The organism is Arthrobacter sp. Soil_C_60 (assembly GCF_057656375.1).
Genome location: NZ_JBDGKM010000004.1, coordinates 46,905 through 61,271 on the forward strand (window position 1 = coordinate 46,905; position 14,367 = coordinate 61,271).

17 protein-coding genes are annotated in these 14,367 nt (G+C 64.8%); 10 read left to right on the top strand and 7 right to left on the bottom strand.

The annotated features are described in order from the left end of the window. The first annotated feature begins 72 nt into the window (after positions 1 to 72). The 7 genes from AC3A4M_RS09930 (at position 73) to AC3A4M_RS09960 (ending at position 6,047) form a co-directional block, all read left to right on the top strand. On the top strand, positions 73 to 843 hold the full coding sequence (locus AC3A4M_RS09930; protein ID WP_498735619.1) for a helix-turn-helix transcriptional regulator: 771 nt from the start codon (positions 73 to 75) through the stop codon (positions 841 to 843). Continuing rightward, positions 843 to 2,327: a Fe-S cluster assembly protein SufB gene (gene sufB / locus AC3A4M_RS09935; protein WP_498732008.1), complete on the top strand. Its 1,485-nt coding sequence runs from the start codon at positions 843 to 845 to the stop codon at positions 2,325 to 2,327. The genes AC3A4M_RS09930 and sufB overlap by 1 nt, the downstream gene beginning before the upstream one ends. Beyond that, complete coding sequence (gene sufD, locus AC3A4M_RS09940; RefSeq protein WP_498735620.1) at positions 2,327 to 3,610, top strand: Fe-S cluster assembly protein SufD; 1,284 nt, start codon at positions 2,327 to 2,329, stop codon at positions 3,608 to 3,610. Before sufB ends, sufD begins: the two co-directional genes overlap by 1 nt. Next, positions 3,610 to 3,969 carry a non-heme iron oxygenase ferredoxin subunit gene (locus tag AC3A4M_RS09945; RefSeq protein WP_498735621.1) on the top strand — a complete coding sequence of 120 codons (360 nt, stop codon included), beginning with the start codon at positions 3,610 to 3,612 and terminating at the stop codon, positions 3,967 to 3,969. The genes sufD and AC3A4M_RS09945 overlap by 1 nt, the downstream gene beginning before the upstream one ends. A gap of 60 nt (positions 3,970 to 4,029) precedes the next feature. Then, the gene (gene sufC, locus AC3A4M_RS09950) at positions 4,030 to 4,794 is read left to right on the top strand and encodes a Fe-S cluster assembly ATPase SufC (protein ID WP_139003598.1); all 765 of its coding nucleotides are present in this window, start codon (positions 4,030 to 4,032) and stop codon (positions 4,792 to 4,794) included. Positions 4,795 to 4,796: 2 nt separating this feature from the next. Then, entirely contained in the window at positions 4,797 to 5,126 is a 330-nt protein-coding gene (locus AC3A4M_RS09955) for a metal-sulfur cluster assembly factor (protein ID WP_074702443.1), read from the top strand. Between the two features lie 132 nt (positions 5,127 to 5,258). Next, on the top strand, positions 5,259 to 6,047 hold the full coding sequence (locus AC3A4M_RS09960) for a Pr6Pr family membrane protein (protein ID WP_498735622.1): 789 nt from the start codon (positions 5,259 to 5,261) through the stop codon (positions 6,045 to 6,047). Between the two features lie 5 nt (positions 6,048 to 6,052). Here the strand turns inward: AC3A4M_RS09960 and ypfJ are convergent, their stop codons facing one another. Genes ypfJ through AC3A4M_RS09980 form a run of 4 tightly spaced genes read right to left on the bottom strand, consistent with a single transcriptional unit; the run spans position 6,053 to position 8,987 of the window. Beyond that, positions 6,053 to 6,958, bottom strand: a complete 906-nt coding sequence (gene ypfJ, locus AC3A4M_RS09965) for a KPN_02809 family neutral zinc metallopeptidase (RefSeq protein WP_498735623.1) — start codon at positions 6,956 to 6,958, stop codon at positions 6,053 to 6,055. A 37-nt stretch (positions 6,959 to 6,995) separates the two neighbouring features. Further along, positions 6,996 to 7,619: a CbiQ family ECF transporter T component gene (locus AC3A4M_RS09970; protein WP_498735624.1), complete on the bottom strand. Its 624-nt coding sequence runs from the start codon at positions 7,617 to 7,619 to the stop codon at positions 6,996 to 6,998. Further along, a complete protein-coding gene (locus tag AC3A4M_RS09975) occupies positions 7,616 to 8,323 on the bottom strand; it encodes an energy-coupling factor ABC transporter ATP-binding protein (protein ID WP_498735625.1) in 708 nt (235 codons plus the stop codon). Before AC3A4M_RS09975 ends, AC3A4M_RS09970 begins: the two co-directional genes overlap by 4 nt. A 1-nt stretch (position 8,324) precedes the next feature. Continuing rightward, positions 8,325 to 8,987: a biotin transporter BioY gene (locus tag AC3A4M_RS09980; protein ID WP_498731985.1), complete on the bottom strand. Its 663-nt coding sequence runs from the start codon at positions 8,985 to 8,987 to the stop codon at positions 8,325 to 8,327. Between the two features lie 184 nt (positions 8,988 to 9,171). Here AC3A4M_RS09980 and AC3A4M_RS09985 point away from each other — a divergent pair, with 184 nt between their 5' ends. Beyond that, entirely contained in the window at positions 9,172 to 10,770 is a 1,599-nt protein-coding gene (locus AC3A4M_RS09985; protein ID WP_498735626.1) for an ABC-F family ATP-binding cassette domain-containing protein, read from the top strand. Positions 10,771 to 10,797: 27 nt separating this feature from the next. Here the strand turns inward: AC3A4M_RS09985 and AC3A4M_RS09990 are convergent, their stop codons facing one another. From AC3A4M_RS09990 to AC3A4M_RS10000, 3 genes are read right to left on the bottom strand one after another with little or no spacing between them, the layout of a single operon-like run. Then, positions 10,798 to 11,691, bottom strand: coding sequence for an SURF1 family cytochrome oxidase biogenesis protein (locus AC3A4M_RS09990; RefSeq protein WP_498735627.1), 894 nt, complete (start codon positions 11,689 to 11,691; stop codon positions 10,798 to 10,800). A gap of 3 nt (positions 11,692 to 11,694) precedes the next feature. After that, positions 11,695 to 11,943: a hypothetical protein gene (locus tag AC3A4M_RS09995; protein ID WP_498735628.1), complete on the bottom strand. Its 249-nt coding sequence runs from the start codon at positions 11,941 to 11,943 to the stop codon at positions 11,695 to 11,697. Beyond that, the gene (locus AC3A4M_RS10000) at positions 11,940 to 12,476 is read right to left on the bottom strand and encodes a DUF3099 domain-containing protein (protein WP_498735629.1); all 537 of its coding nucleotides are present in this window, start codon (positions 12,474 to 12,476) and stop codon (positions 11,940 to 11,942) included. Before AC3A4M_RS10000 ends, AC3A4M_RS09995 begins: the two co-directional genes overlap by 4 nt. A gap of 154 nt (positions 12,477 to 12,630) precedes the next feature. On the opposite strand from AC3A4M_RS10000, the gene AC3A4M_RS10005 reads away from it, so the two are divergent. Continuing rightward, positions 12,631 to 13,353 carry a beta-ketoacyl-ACP reductase gene (locus AC3A4M_RS10005; protein ID WP_498735630.1) on the top strand — a complete coding sequence of 241 codons (723 nt, stop codon included), beginning with the start codon at positions 12,631 to 12,633 and terminating at the stop codon, positions 13,351 to 13,353. A 151-nt stretch (positions 13,354 to 13,504) separates the two neighbouring features. After that, positions 13,505 to 14,257, top strand: coding sequence for an SDR family oxidoreductase (locus AC3A4M_RS10010; protein ID WP_498735631.1), 753 nt, complete (start codon positions 13,505 to 13,507; stop codon positions 14,255 to 14,257). Positions 14,258 to 14,367: the final 110 nt, after the last annotated feature.

Genomic DNA, 14,367 nt, shown 5'->3' on the forward strand with positions numbered 1-14,367 from the left:
CCGGCTTGGAGGCTAAGGCCAGCCTTACTGGAGGGCGGGAAGATAATAAGTCATGATTGTGTTGTGTATTCCATGAACAACTCTGCTGTTTCGCGCGCCCAGGCCGCGGAATCCGAGGAGCGTACCCGGGACCGGGTGCTGAGCGCAGTCCTGGAACACGGTCCCGTTAGTGCCGCCGAGCTCGGCGATCGCCTCGGCTTCACGCCGGCTGCGGTCCGCCGCCACCTCGATGCCCTGTCCCGCGGCGGCCTCATCGAGGTCAAAATGGTGGCCAATTCCGCCACCGGCGCCGGGCGGCCGGCCCGCAAATACGTCCTCAGCCGGCAGGGCCAGTCAAAACTGGGCAATGACTATCTTGACATAGCACGCGGAGCCCTCAGCACGCTGGGCAGCATTGCCGGCCCCGACGCCATAGCGGAGTTTGCGCGCCAGCGTTACGAAGACATGGAGCGGCGGTACCGCCCCGTGGTCGAAGCCGCCGGGGAGTCCGTAGAGGCGCGGGCCGAGGCCTTGGCGAAGGCCCTGAACGAGGACGGCTTTGTCGGGTCCACCACTGTGGTGGGAGCCAAGGCCGCACACAGCACCATGCTGGCGGTCCAGCTGTGCCAGGGGCACTGCCCCGTCCAGCAGTTGGCTGCTGATTTCCCTGTCTTTTGCGACAGTGAAACCGAAGTTTTCTCCCGCCTGCTGGGGGTAGACGTCAGGCGTCTGTCCACGCTGGCCAGCGGGGGACATGTTTGTACGACCCATATACCAGTGGGCCGAACAAAGTCTGCGGTCCGGGATTCCGGACCGACGGCAGGCACCAGAAGAGTATCCATCAATCTGCAAGAGAGGCCGTGATGACGGACCAAGTGGATCAGCGAGTCCAGGATGCCGTCGGTAGCACCGACGTGCCGGACACCACCATTTCCGAAATTCTTGAGAAGAACCCCGAGCTGCACGGCATCGGCAACTATGAATATGGCTGGGCAGATAAGAACGACGCCGGCGCCAACGCACGTCGCGGACTGAATGAAGAGGTTGTCCGCGACATCTCGTCCAAGAAGAGCGAGCCGCAGTGGATGCTCGATCTGCGACTGAAGGGCCTGAAGTACTTCGACCGCAAGCCCATGCCGACCTGGGGCGCGGATCTTTCCGGCATCGACTTCGACAACATCAAGTACTTTGTCCGGTCCACCGAAAAGCAGGCCAAGACCTGGGAAGACCTTCCCGAGGACATCCGCAACACGTACGAAAAGCTCGGCATTCCCGAGGCCGAGCGTGAGCGCCTGGTCTCCGGCGTCGCCGCCCAGTACGAGTCCGAGGTTGTCTACCACCAGCTCCGCGAGGACCTGGAAGCCCAGGGCGTCATCTTCCTGGACACTGACACCGGTCTGAAGGAACACCCGGAGATTTTCGAAGAGTACTTCGGCTCCGTCATCCCGGTGGGCGACAACAAATTCGCGTCGCTGAACACCGCAGTCTGGTCCGGCGGATCTTTCGTCTACGTCCCCAAAGGCGTCCACGTCGAAATCCCGCTGCAGGCCTACTTCCGTATCAACACGGAAAACATGGGCCAGTTCGAGCGCACGCTGATCATCGCCGACGAGGACTCCTACGTCCACTACATTGAAGGCTGCACCGCCCCGATCTACACGTCGGACTCGCTGCACTCCGCCGTCGTCGAAATCATCGTGAAGAAGGGCGCACGCGTCCGCTACACGACCATCCAGAACTGGTCCAACAACGTGTACAACCTGGTCACCAAGCGTGCCATTGCACACGAGGGCGCCACGATGGAATGGATCGACGGCAACATCGGCTCCAAGGTCACTATGAAGTACCCGGCCGTCTACATGGTCGGCGAACACGCCAAGGGCGAGACTCTGTCCATCGCCTTCGCCGGCGAGGGCCAGCACCAGGACACCGGTTCCAAGATGGTCCACCTCGCGCCGAACACCTCCAGCGCGATCGTGGCCAAGTCCGTGGCCCGCGGCGGCGGCCGCTCGGCTTACCGCGGCCTGGTCCAGGTCCGCGAAGGTGCCAAGAACTCGAAGAACAGCGTCGTCTGCGACGCGCTGCTGGTGGACACCATCTCGCGCTCGGATACGTACCCGTACATCGACGTCCGTGAGGACGACGTGACCATGGGCCACGAGGCAACCGTGTCCCGCGTCAGCGAAGAGCAGCTGTTCTACCTGATGTCGCGCGGCCTGGCCGAAGACGAAGCCATGGCCATGATCGTGCGCGGCTTCATCGAGCCGATCGCCCGCGAACTGCCGATGGAATACGCGCTTGAGCTGAACCGCTTGATCGAACTGCAAATGGAAGGATCCGTAGGTTAATGACTGAGATCACTGAAAAAGCAAGGATCGGTGCTCCGGCCATTGACGGCTTCACCGAAGAGGGCGAAAACCTCTCGCCGGCGAACCCGGACAACTCCCCACTGGCAGGCGCCAGCGCCAAGAGCCACAGCCACGGCGGCGGTGTAGGCGTTCCGGACAGCTCCCGCGCCGGCCGGCTGACTTCGTACAAGGTCGAGGATTTTCCTGTCCTGACCGGACGCGAAGAAGACTGGCGCTTCACCCCGCTCAAGCGGCTGCGTGGATTGCACACCCAGGCGCTGACCGGCGCCGCGCCCTCCGTTGCCGTCACCGGTCCCGAAGGCGCCGAGCGTCCGGCCGGCATCACGGTGGAAACCGTGGGCCGCGACGACGCGCGCATCGGCAGCGCCGGCATCCCGGAGGACCGCGTTTCCGCGGCGGCCTGGGAAGCCTTCAGCGAAGCCACCGTGGTGACCATCCCGGCCGAGGCCAGCATCGAGACCGCCGTAGGCATCTCGGTGACCGGCAGCAGCAAGGACCCGTCCGCGCAGCACATCGTGATCGTCGCGGAGAAATTCTCCAGGGCTGTTGTCGTGCTGGACCACAAGGGCAGCGCCACCCTCTCCCAGAACGTGGAGATCGACGTGCAGGACGGCGCGGAACTGACCGTGGTTTCCGTCCAGGAATGGGACGACGACGCTGTACACGCTTCCTCGCAGCAGGCCAAGGTCGGCCGTGACGCGAAGTTCAAGCACGTCGTGGTCAGCCTTGGCGGCGACCTGATCCGGGTCACGCCGTCCGCACGGCTGAAGCAGACCGGTTCCGACGTCGAGATGTTCGGCCTGTACTTCGCCGACGCCGGCCAGCACCTGGAACAGCGCCTGTTCGTCGACCACGCAGTGCCGAACTGCAAGTCGCGCGTGCTGTACAAGGGTGCCCTGCAGGGCGAGAACGCGCACACCGTGTGGGTGGGCGATGTCCTGATCCGCAAGGAAGCCGAAGGAACCGACAGCTACGAGGCCAACCGCAACCTGGTCCTCAGCGACGGCGCCCGGGCGGACTCCGTGCCGAACCTCGAGATCGAGACGGGCCTGATCGATGGCGCCGGCCATGCCAGCACCACCGGCCGTTTCGACGACGAGCACCTGTTCTACCTGATGGCCCGCGGCATCGACGAGAAGACCGCCCGCCGCCTGGTGGTACGAGGCTTCCTGAACGAAATCATCCAGCAGATCAAGGTTCCGGCACTCGAAGAGCGCCTGACCGAGGCTGTTGAGCGGGAACTGGCGGCAGGGAACTTCTGATGTCCGAAGCTCCACGCGGCAAGCTGGTGTGCAGGGCCTCCGACATTGAGGTGAAGGCGGCGCTGCGCATCCTGGTAGACGACTATCCGGTCGCCATCGTCCGGGACTCCGAGGGCGGCCTCCATGCGCTGGGTGACACCTGCTCGCACGAGGACTATTCCCTGTCCGAGGGCGATGTCGAAGACGGCACCATCGAATGCTGGGGCCACGGCTCGCAGTTCGACCTGCGCAGCGGCCAACCGCTGAGCCTGCCGGCCTTCGAGCCGGTGCCGGTCTTCGCGCTGGAGCTGGACGGCGACGATGTGTACGTCGACGTCACCACGGTCACCAACGGAGCTCCCGCTCCGGATTTGCACTAAAAACTTTACGAACTTCATACCGCGGCCGGGCAGAACGGCCGCAGAGGAGAAAGCAGACAGATGTCTACTCTGGAAATCAAGGACCTGCACGTCAGCATTGAGACTGAGCAGGGCAAGAAGGAAATCCTCAAGGGCGTGTCCCTGACGATCAAGACCGGCGAGATCCACGCCATCATGGGCCCCAACGGGTCGGGCAAGTCCACGCTGGCCTCCACCATCGCCGGCCACCCGCGCTACACCGTGGACTCCGGTTCCATCACCCTGGACGGCGAAGACGTGCTGGAGATGAGCGTGGACGAGCGTGCCCGCGCCGGCCTCTTCCTGGCCATGCAGTACCCGGTCGAGGTGCCCGGCGTGACCATGACCAACTTCCTGCGCACGGCCAAGACTGCCCTGGATGGCGAAGCTCCGAAGCTGCGCACCTGGACCAAGGACGTCAAGGAAGCCATGAGCCAGCTGCGCATCGATGCGGACTTCGCCCAGCGCAACGTCAATGAAGGCTTCTCCGGCGGCGAGAAGAAGCGCGTGGAGATCCTGCAGCTCGAACTCTTCAAGCCGAAGTTCGCCATCATGGACGAGACCGACTCGGGCCTGGATGTCGACGCGCTGAAGGTTGTCTCCGAAGGCCACAACCGTGTCCACGAAACCGGAGCGATGGGCACCCTGCTCATCACCCACTACACGCGCATCCTGCGCTACATCAAGCCTGACTTCGTCCACGTGTTCGTCGACGGACGCATCGCTGAAGAGGGCGGCCCCGAGCTGGCCGACCGTCTGGAAGAAGAAGGCTACGACCGTTTCCTGCCGACTGCAGCAAAGGCCTGATCATGACCGAAGCCAACATTTCGCAGACCTCTCTCGAGGATGTTGAAGAGGCCCTGAAGGACGTCATTGACCCGGAACTCGGCGTCAATATCGTCGACCTGGGCCTGCTCTACGGACTGAAGTACGCCGAGGACGGCGCGCTGCTGATCGACATGACCCTGACCACGGCTGCCTGCCCGCTGACGGATGTCATCGAGGAGCAGACTGCCCAGGCGCTGGACGGCGTTGTCGATGACTGGCGGCTGAACTGGGTATGGATGCCGCCGTGGGGTCCGGAAAAGATTACCGACGACGGCCGCGACCAGATGCGGGCGCTCGGCTTCAATATCTAATCAGCCTCATTGCTGATGGGCGGACTTCCCTGCAGAAGTGCGCCCCGACAGAGGGCCGGGGACCGGAAACGGGACCCGGCCTCTGGTCGGTTAAACCCCCGCCGGCGAAGCTTCGGCGCTAGCATCAAGGTTATGGGTGAAGTCGCCGTGACCAGGTCCGCCAGCGGACGCTACGACGAAGTTTTCGTGGCACGCATGTACCACGGGGTGGTGGCGCTGGCCGCCGTCCTCGGCTTGGTGCTTCAGATAATCGCCATGCTCGAATCGCCAGCCTATGACCTTGAACCGGCGCACCTGTGGTGGAACTATCTGGGCTACTTCAGTGTCCAGGCAAGTGTGCTGATCTTCATGGTCTCCCTGAGCCTGTTGATGGACTCTGCCCGCGAGGCGGGTCCGGTCTGGCGGGCCGTGCGTGCGGTCTCGCTAATAGCCGTCCTGCTCGTTTTCCTGTTCCAGTTCACGGCGTTCCGGGGACTGCCGGACTTCACCGCGCTCAGCAGCACGGCGGTAATGGCCGATCGGATGTTGAACTATGCCGTCCCGGTGCTGGCGGTGACCGGCTGGCTCATCTTCGGGCCCCGCCCACGGATCAGCCTGCAGACCATAGTCTGGTCATTGCTGTATCCCGCCATTTGGCTCATCGGTAGTCTCGTCCGCGGCGCCGCCACCGGCTGGTACCCCTACCCTCCGCTCGACGCCGGGGCCAACCCGCTTGCCGCCGTCGTTGTTAACGGCCTTTTGCTGCTGCTGATCTGGCTGGGAGCCGGGTTCCTCTTTCTGCTCCTGGACGCCCGGATGGGACGGGAGCCCGACGGCTACCTCCCTGGTTTTGGTCCCGACGACGGTTCCGGCACCGATACCGATGTGGACGGCGTTGCCGCCAGTACGAAGATCCAGCCGGACAGGCCGTCGGCCGGCTGAAGCTGCTACGAGGGGTTGTCCAGATCGGTGGCGCTGAAGGTATCGCACTGTGCCGGATCGCCGGTCCCGTAGCCCTGGACAAACCACGCCTGCCGCTGCTCGCTCGAACCGTGCGTAAAGGTGTGGGGATTGACCTGGCCGGTACTGGCCTGCTGGATCCGGTCATCGCCGACGGCGGCTGCCGCCGACAGCGCGTCCCGCAGGTCGTCCCGGCCGATGGGCTGCATGAACGGGCGGCCGGTCGTCTCGTCGATCTGCTCGGTGGCGTTGCCGGCCCAGACACCCGCATAGCAGTCTGCCTGCAGCTCGACCCTGACGGCGCCGGAAGCAACTCCTTGGGGATCCTGCTGCGAGTAATTGATGGCGCCGGTCAGGTTCTGGATGTGGTGTCCGAACTCGTGCGCCACCACATATTCTTCGGCCAGCGGGCCCTCGGCGGCACCCAGCTGGTCGGTCAGCTGGTCGAAGAAGCCGGTGTCGAAATACGCAGTGGTATCGACCGGGCAGTAAAACGGTCCGACGGCGCTGGAAGCCGTGCCGCAGCCGGTACTGACCTGGCCGTCAAAAAGCACCACGGACGGCCGCGGGTACGTCATGTTGAAGCGGGGGAGTTCCTCGCCCCAGAACCGGTTGAGACTATTGACCGTGCCCACTACCCGGCAGTCGCGGCGCGTGTTGGCGTCCTGGCCGGTCTCGCACTGGGCCGAGATGCTGTCCGGCCCCGTGGCCTCCTGCTGCACTGAGGTTCCGGAGCCAAGTCCGAGCCCCTGCAGCAGCTCCGGTGGAACCCCCAGCAGCGAGGCGATGAGCACCACCAATCCGCCGCCGCCGATGGCGATCTTGCTGCCCATGCCACCGCGCCGGTCCTGGACCTGGGACGTGTCCAGCCGGGAGCCCTGGTTGAAACTCATGGGCTTAGAATAGCGCCGCCGGCCGCCGGTGGAGGCGCTATTGCTCCTTTTCCCCGAGTCCGCGTGCGGCCAAGGCGTCCCCGGTCTGCCGGGCATAAGCCACCGCGCCGATGATGACGGGCTGCACGATGGCGCGCGGGGACGAGCCAAGCCCGCGGGCCTTGGCCGCATCCCGGACATCGTGCAGGGACCCGAGCAGGTACGGGATGCTGCGCAGCATCAAGGAGATAGTCAAGGCGAAACGCTCGGGATCGGCGCCGAACCGCCGCAGGGGAGCCACGGCCGCAACCAGCCCGTCAAGCAGCCGCTGCGTCTCGGTGGTGGAGGTCAGCAGATTGGCCGCATAGATACAGGTCAGCAGGGCCGCCACCACCGCCAGTGCCCCTGCCGGAGAGTCGACCCACCAGCGGTAGGCGACCACTACCAGCAGGAAAAGCCACATGGCGCGCAGCGGAGTCACGAGCTTCCGGAGCGGAAGGCCCGCGGCTACATGAAGGACAACGACGACGGCCAGAACCGCCGTGCGGGGGAGGGCGCCGGGCAGGGCCAGAACCGTGATGCCGGCTGCGGCAAGCAGCAGGAACTTCAGCAGCAGTGGCGCCCGGTGCAGCCAGCTCCGCCCGGGTACGTAGGCGCTGATCAGGTGGGCCCGGCCTCTCACGGCGTCGACTCCCGGATGCCGGCGCAAAGCCTGCGGTAAAAGTCCGCGCCGGCGGGCGGATCGCCGTCGTAAACCACTTCGCCTGAGTCCACGACGAGCGTGCGTTCACTGTCCCGGGCCAGTTCCAGGTCATGGGTGGCCAGAATGACCTGCTGCGGCAGCGAGGCCAGCCGGTCCCGCAGCAGCAGCGTGTTCTTCAAATCAAGCAGGGTGGAGGGTTCGTCCAGCACCAGCACATCCGGATCCACTGCCAGCACGCTGGCCAGGGCAGCGAGCTGACGCTCCCCGCCGGAGAGCTGGTAGATGCTCTGGTCGGCCAGGGCGGCGAGGCCGAAACCGGTTAGGATTTCCATTGCCGCGTTCCGGCGGTCGGTACGGTTGCGGTGGATCCGCCGCAACGACAGCTCGACGTCTTCGAGCGGCGTGGGCATGACCAGCTGGGACAGAGGGTCGGTGAAGACGAACGCGACCTTCCGCCGTACCGCGGCTCCGTGCTTGGCCGTATCACGGCCGTCAACATCCACGGTACCGACGTCGGGGAGGACCAGGCCGTTGATCAGTTTAAGCAGGGTGGATTTACCGGAGCCGTTGGCGCCGATGATGCTGATGCGCTGCTCCCCGAGCGCCAAATGCGGCACGGACAGGATCGGTGCTGCGTCTTCGGCGAAGTCAGGACGGACCAGGACGTCGCGGAATTTGATCATTTCAGCGGGGCCGGCGAAGCAGATCAGGGAAGGCTTTGTGGATGCCGACGGCGATTGCAGCAGCCGCGGCGTTCTTGACCAGGTCCCCGGGGACGAACGGCAGGTCGGCAACCAGCGCAGCACCGAAGGCCAGCTGGCCGTTGAGCATCATGCCGGCGATGCCGCACAGATGCGTCAGAACGGTGCCTGCGGTGGCCGCCGCGAACAGCCACAGCGTGGTCAGCGTCGTCAGTTTGCGGGCCCGCCGGAGCGCCGGCCGCGCCAGCACCCCGATGAGAGCCGCCGCGAAGGGGAAGGAAAGCAGGTAGCCGGCCGAACCCATCGCCAGCACGCCCAGGCCGCCCTGGTAGCCGGCGAAAATGGGCAGGCCGACCAGGCCAAGGAGCACATACAGTCCCACCGCGGCGAACGCTCGGGCGCCGCCGAGAACCAGTCCGGCCAAGGCAACCACCATGGTCTGGAGCGTTATGGGCACACCGAGGATATTGCCAGCCGGGATCGGGGGAACTGCGATCGATGCGGCGGTCAGGGCGGCGAAGACGCCGATGAGGGCGAGATCGGTGCCGTTCCAGGAGCGGCGGCGGGGTGCGTTTCCGGCGGCAGGGGAGCCGCCGACGACGTCGGAGGCTGCAAGGTTCCGATTGTGGGCGGACTGCTTCGGCATCGAAAGCTCCTTCTATGGCATGGGGACAACATGTCTACCCCAACTACCGAGAATAGCGCCTGCGCGCCAAGGATCGTTTGTAGGTTTCCTTCGAAGTCATACGGGCCGGTAGACTGGAAAGGCTGATTTCTGCAGCATCGTGTACTGCACATTCCCTTATATTCCCTTTGGAGAGGTCCCACCTGTGATTACCGTTAATGATCTTGAGCTGCGCGCTGGAGCCCGTCTGCTCATGGACGCGGTGTCATTCCGTGTGGACAAGGGCGACAAGATCGGGCTGGTGGGCCGTAACGGAGCCGGCAAAACCACCCTGACCCGGGTTCTCGCCGGCGAGGGCATTCCGGCCTCAGGCCAGGTCACCCGCAGCGGAGACATTGGCTACCTGCCGCAGGACCCGCGGACGCCGAACATGGACCAGCTGGCACGTGACCGGATTCTTTCCGCCCGTGGGCTGGATATCGTCTCCGGCAAACTCCGCGCCGCGCAGGCCGACATGGCCAGCGAGAATGCGGAGGTCCAGGCCAAGGCCATGCGCAGCTACGACCGGCTCGAAGCCGAGTTCCTTGCTGGCGGCGGCTATGCTGCGGAAGCGGAAGCGGCCGCGATTTCCTCCAACCTGGCGCTGCCGGAGCGGATCCTGAACCAGCCGCTCAAAACTCTTTCCGGCGGCCAGCGCCGCCGTGTTGAACTGGCCCGGATCCTGTACTCGGGCGCCGACACCATGCTGCTCGATGAGCCCACCAACCACCTGGACGCCGATTCCATCAGCTGGCTTCGCGAGTTCCTGAAGAACCATCACGGCGGGCTGATCGTGATCAGCCACGACACCGAGCTGCTCGAAGCCACCGTCAACAAGGTCTTCTTGCTCGATGCCAACCGCGCCACCATCGACATCTACAACATGAACTGGAAGCGCTACCAGCTCCAGCGCGAAACCGATGAGCGCGCCCGCAAGCGTGAGCGAGCGAATGCGGAGAAGAAGGCCGGGGTCCTGATGGATCAGGCCAACAAGATGCGCGCCAAGGCCACCAAGGCCGTAGCAGCGCAGAACATGGCCAAGCGGGCCGAGCGGCTGCTCAGCGGACTGGATGCCGTACGTGCCAGCGACAAGGTCGCAGCGCTGCGTTTCCCGGATCCGTCTCCCTGCGGCAAGACCCCGATGACGGCCGAGGGACTGAGCAAGTCCTATGGCTCATTGGAAATCTTCACCGACGTGGACCTGGCCATTGACCGCGGTTCCAGGGTAGTGATTCTGGGATTGAACGGTGCGGGCAAGACCACGCTGCTGCGGATGCTCGCCGGCGTGGACTCGCCGGATACCGGCGAGGTCATTCCCGGGCACGGGCTGAAGATCGGCTACTACGCGCAGGAGCATGAAACGCTCGACACCGAACGCAGCGTGCTGGAAAACATGCGCACGGCCGCCCCGGATCTGCAGGACGCCGAAGTACGCAACATCCTGGGCTCGTTCCTGTTCTCCGGCGACGACGTCAACAAGCCTGCCGGCGTACTCTCCGGCGGTGAGAAGACCCGTCTGGCGCTGGCCACCATTGTTGCGTCCTCGGCCAACGTACTGCTGCTCGACGAGCCCACCAACAACCTCGACCCCGCCAGCCGTGCCGAGATCCTCGGCGCGCTGCGCAACTACAGCGGCGCGGTGGTCATGGTCAGCCACGACGAGGGGGCAGTGGAAGCGCTGAACCCGGAGCGCGTTGTCCTGCTGCCCGACGGCGTGGAGGACCTCTGGAACGAGAGCTATCTGGACCTGGTCACGCTCGCGTAGCGCTGACGGCTGCTGCTGGCGGCGGGCTTAGTCCCGCTCGCTCAGCAGGGAGCCATCCGTGCGGAATCCCTGGGCGTCCAGCACGGCGTCTTCTTCTTCCTCGGCGCTGGGGCGCTTGCGGGAACGCTTCTGCGCGGCTGGCCGTGGAGCGGGATTGGCCTCGTGGTAGCCGGCTTCTTCATCTTCCTCCTGCAGCCGGTCCATTCTTGCCTGCTGCCGGGCGGCGTAGCCATAGCCGACGAAGAACAGCACACCGAAGGCGTACCACTGCATGGAGTAGGACAGGTGCGGGCCTTCATCGATTGCCGGCTTGGGCATGAGGGCGGGACGCTCAGCCGGGGCGGGATTTTCGGCTGCCATCAAGCCGTAGCCGCCCGTGAAGATCGGGTAGTCCAGCTCGGCTGCATACTCGTCGAGCTGGATCGATGCCAGCTGTCCCTCCGGAGCACCGCGGTCCACTGATGACTCACCGGGCTTAACACGTGCGACGACGGTGACGTCACCCTCCGGGGCAGCCGGAACCGTGTCCGGGTGCCCGGCCACGTCATTGCCAATCGGCAGCCAACCGCGGTTGATAACGACCGCCGCGCCTGAGTCCAGCTTCAACGGGACCAGGACCTCGTATCCCGGACGGCCGTTGAGCGGGCGATTGCGCACCACCCGCTGGCCCGCTTCGTCATACTCGCCGCGCAGCACCACCGGCGTCCATTCATCGGCGTCGTCGGCTTCGGCGAAGATATCCGGCACGGTTTCAAAATCGACAGGGTCGGCGTCGTAATTGGATTCAATCGCCGCAATAACGTTGTGGGCCTGGTCCCTGCGGTCCATCTGCCAGTTGCCCAGCAGCACGCACACAGAGGCGAGCAACACCACCAGAAGGAGCCAGCCCAGCCACTTGGCGCTGAACAGAAAACGGTACATCGGCTAGCTTCCCTCTACTGGAGTGTCCAGCGGCTGAGTATCGCGCCACAGCCCGCGCAGCTTGAGATAGTCTTCCAGCCAGCCGCGGTGGTCCTCACAGGCCAGCCAGACCTTCCGCCGTTCGGGCGTGTGGATTTTCGGGTTGTTCCACCGCACCTGCCAAACCGCGGCAGCGCGGCAGCCCTTTCTGGAACACACCGTCTCAGCCGGCATTGGCTGCCCGCCTCCGGACAGCTGGTCAAAAATACTCACGCGGCGCTTTCGTCCTTCCGGCGCTTCGTCACCGGGCTCAGATTGCCCTCGAAGACCTCATAGCTGTCATGAACGGGCGCGGCAGGTCCTGCGCGCCGGTGAACTGTTTCCGAGCCGGTTGCCCGTTCCGGTCCTTCGCCGGGTGCGGCCGGGCCTGCCGCCGTGGCGGTTTCCTGTTCCTCGTCCACGATCTCGCCGGGCACCACCACGGGTTCAGCGGCCTTCGCAGCGGCTTCCGCGGATTCCAGTTCGCCGGCGGGTGCGCGGTCCAGCAACGCATCGCTGTGCTTGAGATTGCTCTGGTCGCTGCCGCCATTGGCAATCACGACCGCGATCCAGGGCAGGAAGACTGCTCCGGCAACAAAGAGCCACCTGGCCCAGCCGTCGATGAAAAAGAACAGCAGAAGGCAGGCCAAGCGGATTCCCATCGCAAGGGAATACTTGACCATCCGACGGTGCATCTCGTCCGTGTGGCTTTCGGGGACATCCGTAATGCTGAGGACTTCCCGATCATCATCTGGCTGCTTATTCATCACGCTCCAAAGACCCACTTCAATTCTCCCACGTGCCGGAACCCAGACGAAGTCCGTGGCCGGGATCGCCGGGATGGCCATGGTCACATGCGGGTCCGCAGCCTGCAGAAGGCTAGGATTCTTTAGAAATAAACCGCGTTCAACGGAGGTAAAAGTGAGCAACGAACAGCAGACCGGGCGAAGCGTCCTGGTCACGGGCGGTAACCGCGGGATCGGACTGGCCATCGCCAAGTCCTTTCTGGCCAACGGCGACAAGGTAGCCATCACCTACCGCAGCGGTGACGTTCCCGAGGGTCTGCTGGGCGTCAAGGCCGACGTCACCGATGCCGCTTCCCTTGACGCAGCCTTTACCGAGGTCGAGGCCGCCCACGGCCCGGTGGAAGTAGTCGTGGCAAACGCCGGCATCACCCGCGACACGCTGCTGCTGCGGATGAGCGAAGACGATTTCACTGACGTCGTGGACACGAACCTTGGCGGCGCCTTCCGCGTCATCAAGCGGGCCTCTAAGGGCATGATCCGGCTGCGCAAGGGCCGCGTTGTCCTGATCTCCTCCGTTGTCGGCCTGTACGGTTCCCCCGGCCAGATCAACTACGCCGCGTCAAAGTCCGGCCTGGTCGGCATGGCACGGTCGCTGACCCGCGAGCTCGGCTCCCGCGGCATCACCGCCAACGTGGTTGCCCCGGGATTTGTCAACACGGACATGACGGCCGAGCTGCCCGAGGATACCCAGAAGAACTACCTTGCCAGCATTCCGGCCGGCCGCTTCGCCGAACCGGAGGAGGTGGCCAATGTGGTCCGCTGGATCGCCAGCGACGAGGCCGCCTACATCTCCGGCGCCGTCATCCCCGTTGACGGCGGCCTTGGCATGGGGCACTAGCGGCGGCCTCGCGGCCTCGGCTGCATTTTGTCGGTTTCCTACAACAGGTCCGGCTTCACGTACTGGCAGTATGGAAGCAGACAACCATTACCGTTAAGCGTTTCCTACAAGGAGGCGCAGGGGAGTCCCCCGCAAAAATTGAGGAGCAGCCATGGGCGCATTGGAAGGCAAATCGGCCATCGTGACGGGTTCGTCCCGCGGGATCGGCGCAGACGTAGCGAAGAACCTCGCCGCTGAAGGCGCTTCCGTAGTCATCAACTACCGCCAGAAGGCGCCCCGCGCCAACAAGGTAGTGACGCAGATCGAAGAAGCCGGCGGCCGCGCGGTGGCCGTCGGGGCGGACCTCACCGTGCCGGAAGGCGCGCAGGCGCTGGTCGACGCAGCCAAGGAAAACTTCGGCGGACTGGACCTGCTGGTCCTCAATGCGTCCGGCGGCATGGAGACCGGGCTGGGTGAGGACTACGCCATGCGCCTGAACCGTGACGCCCAGGTGAACATGCTCAAGGCCGCCGTGGACGTCATGCCCTCGGGTTCGCGCGTCGTCTTCGTCACCAGCCACCAGGCGCACTTCATCGACACCGTCCCCACGATGCCCGAGTATGAGCCGGTGGCCCGGAGCAAGCGGGCCGGCGAGGACGCCTTGCGGGCCGAACTGCCGGCGCTGGAAGAGAAGGGCATCTCGCTGGTGGTGGTCTCCGGCGACATGATCGAAGGCACCGTGACCGCCACCCTGCTGGACCGCGCGGCGCCCGGGGCCATCGAGGCCCGCCGTGAGGCGGCAGGAAAGCTTTATTCAGTCGAGGAGTTTGCCGTGGAGATTGCCAGAATGGCGAGGGCGGACGTTCCTTCGGGACACACCGAGCTGGTCGGCGGAGCCGACTGGTTCCAGAACGCCCAGGCCTGAGTCCCTCAACCGGGACCTCAACCGGGACCTGAGCCGGCGGCTGCAGCGGAGTCCTTCCGCGGCAGCCGCCGGCCATTTAAGCGCACTGCCAGTCGATGCAACTAGAAAGA

Bases quoted from the DNA above. Each gene is read 5' to 3' on its own strand.
- sufC (WP_139003598.1), top strand. From the start codon at position 4,030: ATGTCTACTCTGGAAATCAAGGACCTGCACGTCAGCATTGAGACTGAG.
- ypfJ (WP_498735623.1), bottom strand. From the start codon at position 6,958: ATGAGTTTCAACCAGGGCTCCCGGCTGGACACGTCCCAGGTCCAGGAC.
- sufD (WP_498735620.1), top strand. From the start codon at position 2,327: ATGACTGAGATCACTGAAAAAGCAAGGATCGGTGCTCCGGCCATTGAC.
- AC3A4M_RS09945 (WP_498735621.1), top strand. From the start codon at position 3,610: ATGTCCGAAGCTCCACGCGGCAAGCTGGTGTGCAGGGCCTCCGACATT.
- AC3A4M_RS09990 (WP_498735627.1), bottom strand. From the start codon at position 11,691: ATGTACCGTTTTCTGTTCAGCGCCAAGTGGCTGGGCTGGCTCCTTCTG.
- AC3A4M_RS09975 (WP_498735625.1), bottom strand. From the start codon at position 8,323: ATGATCAAATTCCGCGACGTCCTGGTCCGTCCTGACTTCGCCGAAGAC.
- AC3A4M_RS09930 (WP_498735619.1), top strand. From the start codon at position 73: ATGAACAACTCTGCTGTTTCGCGCGCCCAGGCCGCGGAATCCGAGGAG.
- AC3A4M_RS09960 (WP_498735622.1), top strand. From the start codon at position 5,259: ATGGGTGAAGTCGCCGTGACCAGGTCCGCCAGCGGACGCTACGACGAA.
- AC3A4M_RS10010 (WP_498735631.1), top strand. From the start codon at position 13,505: ATGGGCGCATTGGAAGGCAAATCGGCCATCGTGACGGGTTCGTCCCGC.
- sufB (WP_498732008.1), top strand. From the start codon at position 843: ATGACGGACCAAGTGGATCAGCGAGTCCAGGATGCCGTCGGTAGCACC.
- AC3A4M_RS10000 (WP_498735629.1), bottom strand. From the start codon at position 12,476: ATGAATAAGCAGCCAGATGATGATCGGGAAGTCCTCAGCATTACGGAT.
- AC3A4M_RS09980 (WP_498731985.1), bottom strand. From the start codon at position 8,987: ATGCCGAAGCAGTCCGCCCACAATCGGAACCTTGCAGCCTCCGACGTC.
- AC3A4M_RS09955 (WP_074702443.1), top strand. From the start codon at position 4,797: ATGACCGAAGCCAACATTTCGCAGACCTCTCTCGAGGATGTTGAAGAG.